This window comes from Litorimonas sp. (assembly GCA_029936425.1).
Classification (GTDB): domain Bacteria; phylum Pseudomonadota; class Alphaproteobacteria; order Caulobacterales; family Maricaulaceae; genus Litorimonas.
In genome coordinates this window covers 1-3286 of the sequence record JAPYSU010000039.1, presented here as the reverse complement: position 1 = coordinate 3286, position 3286 = coordinate 1, and the positions used below count along the sequence as shown (strand labels likewise).

The following is a 3286-nucleotide window of genomic DNA, read 5'->3' as shown; positions in this document are numbered from 1 at the left end:
GCTACCAACCCCGCAAGAAGCCCACGCCAAAAGTTGATCCAGAGCTTGTCAGAGAGCTGGCACGCATTGGCAACAATCTCAACCAACTGACGAAGACAGCCAACCAGATGCGAGCACAGGGCGAGCATCTCGACGCTTTGCGCCTGCTGTCTGCACTCCATGACATGGAAGACGAGCTTGAGCAGATCCGCGACCATCACACCATCGGCCAGGCCGTGGCGGAGGTGTCCGATGTTGGTTAGTTTCACACCACACGGGAAAGGGTCAAAGAACCCGCGCAGAGACGCAAAAAAAGCCGTCGGGTATCTCATGTCGGAGCATGACCACACGGGCACAGAGCGCGCCGTTGCGCCTGTTTTAATGCAAGGCAATGCATCCGACTGGTGCCAGATTGTGGGCGAGGGAAACCACGCAGGACGCTATACGTCTGGTTCATTAAATTTCGCAGAGTCGAACCTACCCGATGACACCCTGCAATCCATCATCGAAGACTTTGAGCGTGCTTTGCTTCCGGGTCTCGACCCCGACCAGTATTCCAGCGTTTGGGTGAAACACGAAGACAAGGGCAGAACCGAGCTTCACTTCATCGTAGCAGGCGAAGAGCTGAGAACAGGGAACCGCTTGAATGCTTACTATCACAGCGCAGACATGCCACGAATCGACGCTTGGAAAGACGCGATAAATGCAGAATATGGCTTTTCTGACCCCAATGATCCAGAGAAAAAAAGAGCCTACTCGCTTTCAAAAAGACTTCCCGAAAATCGCAAAGAACGCATAGCGGAAATCAATGATGCAATGGCTGAGAAGTACGCAATGGGACTTGTCACAAACCGCCGCGATGTGCTGGAAGAATTGAAGCGTGAGAACCTAAAAGTGGTTAAAGAATACAAAAACATGATAAGCATAGCCGACCCGAAAGGAGGCAAAAACATACGACTAAAGGGGGTGATATATGAAGAAGGATTCAAATCGCATGACTACGCGAGAAACGGAAGTGCAACAGTTTATGAGAGAACTGAGCGAGCACGCGAAGAACGAGCAAAAGAAGCTCGCAGCATCTACGAAGAGCTACATGGAAAGCGTCGAATCGACAACGAAAAGCGCTATCAAAAGAACCCGACCAATCAAAACACTCATAGCATCAATAACAATGGTTTTGATCTTGGGAATGTTAGCAGGCGCGGGCGCTACGCTTTACATGCAAGACATGGCATTGGTAGCAAAACATCCGACCCGCTCAGACCTGATTTTATGCGAAAGCGTGGGGGAATTAGAAGGTCAGAACGTGTGCCTGCCGATGAAATAACAACAACAAAGGAGAAAGACGATGGGAAAAATAGACGATCAAATAATGCGTACTTTGACAGAATATATAGAGAAAAACGAAAGCGAATTGCAGAGTCTTCGGGAAGACATGAGACTCTTGATGAATTATTGCGAAAAAACAGCAAAAGAGCTGGAGAAGCTGTCGAGCGAGAACGAAAACTTGACAGAGTGCGTAGCGCAATTGACACGCACAATAAAGAAATGACAAAACAGAAGAAGAAGAGCACAGGACTTGATTTGAGCTGATTTATTTTGCTTGATTTATATATATATCTGTGTTAGATTCGGAGATTGGGAGCCTGCATTAGTTTTTCATAATAAAAACAAGCGGGCAAAAATAAAGCCCCTTGAGTCTGTGGCGGACTCGCGGGGCTGACTTCTACTTACTTAACAGGTGACAACTATGATACTACACAAGTCAACTTTAAGTCAAGCACTAAATCAGACCGCCACGGGTCTGGTGCGATGTGCTGACTAATCAAAAAACCAAAAATCTCTTTGAAATCAACGGCTTAGATGAGGCGGGATTGTATTTAAACAATCACCGCTACGGCTGTTTTTCTTATCTTTTCCGCCCCGCCAATACTTCAAAAACTATCCAGCGAACCCATATATCCAGCGAATTACCCGAGACAATGGCAACTATCGCTGACTCCAAATATGACGATATCTGGATTTCTCAGTGCGAGTTCAAGTTTAAGTCTCGCTTGCTTGTCAATCTTCTTCGCATCCCAATGTCGTTCATCGACCTGGACACTTATCGCAGTAAATATGCGGACGTTTCGCCAGAGGCAATGGTTCCGCTATTGCTTCAGCGTTGCGAGGATAGTGGTATACCCGCGCCATCCATTATTGTCTTCTCTGGTCGTGGGCTTCAGGTGAAATGGTTATATGACTACGCATTGCCAGCTCGTGCATTGCCCCGCTGGAATCTTTCCCAGCAATTCTTGGGCGACATGTTCAAAGACTTTGGCGCTGATCCGGCAGCACGCGATGCAAGCCGTGTTTTACGTGTTGTGGGAAGCGTAAACCAGAAGTCAGGGGAAACATGCCGAGTCGTCTATTTTGACGATTCTACGCACTCTTTTGACGCTTTAGCTGATGCTGTCTTGCCACTCACTCGCGATGAGTTGAAGCAGAAAAGAGAAGAAGCCAAAAAGACCCCAAAAAAGAAATTCTCTGTTATTGAGGGCGGGAGAACTGGCAATCTCAAAAGCTTCAGTCGCAATCAATTGGCTTGGGACAGACTGCACGATTTGCGCGATTTGTTCGAGATGAGGGGCGGTGTCGCGGTTGGTTCTCGCATGGTGTCGTTGCTTTGGTTGCTCAATTTCATGTGTCTTAGTGGTCAGATAAATAGCAATACACTGCTCAGTTCTGCCCACTCACTCGCTCATGAAATCGCGCCGGATTGGAAGCTGAAAGAGTCAGAGCTTGGCACATTGAAAGCAAAAGTCGAAGCGTACAACAACGGCGAGCGTGTGACGTTTAATGGCAAAGAATGCGTACCGCTGTATACGCCTAAAAATGCCAAGCTAATCGAAATTTTCGAGATCACAGAAGAAGAGCAAGCGAAGCTCAAAACGATCATTTCACCAGAGCTTGCAAAGACTCGCAGACTTGAGCGCGACAAGATCAGAAAAGTGCAAGAGAGGCGCGAGAATGGCGCACGTTCCCATGCTGATTCAGAGCGCAAGAGACAGCCTTGGGAGGCTTTAGGAATCAGTCGCGCGACGTACTACAGGAAGAAAAAAAACGGTCAGATTTGACCCAATCTATAGGGTATCAAGACAGGGCAAAACCGCCCTATCCTGATACCCTATTTTTTGGTTCCAACATGTTGATTTTATTAGCTTTTTAGAGAATGAGACCAAAACGTCCCCTATTACTAAGTGGCAAAGCCCGTCAGGATGACCGAACAAGGTTTTGAGAAGTTGGGTTTTTAACTTAAAGCTAAGGC

Annotated in this window: 3 protein-coding genes; all 3 read left to right on the top strand. The window is 47.4% G+C overall.

Features of this window, described 5'->3' with window-relative positions:
- Nucleotides 1-242, top strand: a 242-nt coding sequence (locus tag ACN0IC_RS14710; RefSeq protein WP_416879533.1) for a MobC family plasmid mobilization relaxosome protein, incomplete at its 5' end; no start/stop codon positions are given.
- 67 nt (nt 243-309) lie between these two features.
- On the top strand, nt 310-1572 hold the full coding sequence (locus ACN0IC_RS14705; RefSeq protein WP_416879532.1) for a relaxase/mobilization nuclease domain-containing protein: 1263 nt from the start codon (nt 310-312) through the stop codon (nt 1570-1572).
- 221 nt (nt 1573-1793) lie between these two features.
- Nucleotides 1794-3095 carry a replication protein gene (locus ACN0IC_RS14700; protein WP_416879531.1) on the top strand — a complete coding sequence of 434 codons (1302 nt, stop codon included), beginning with the start codon at nt 1794-1796 and terminating at the stop codon, nt 3093-3095.
- The last annotated feature ends 191 nt before the right edge of the window (nt 3096-3286 follow it).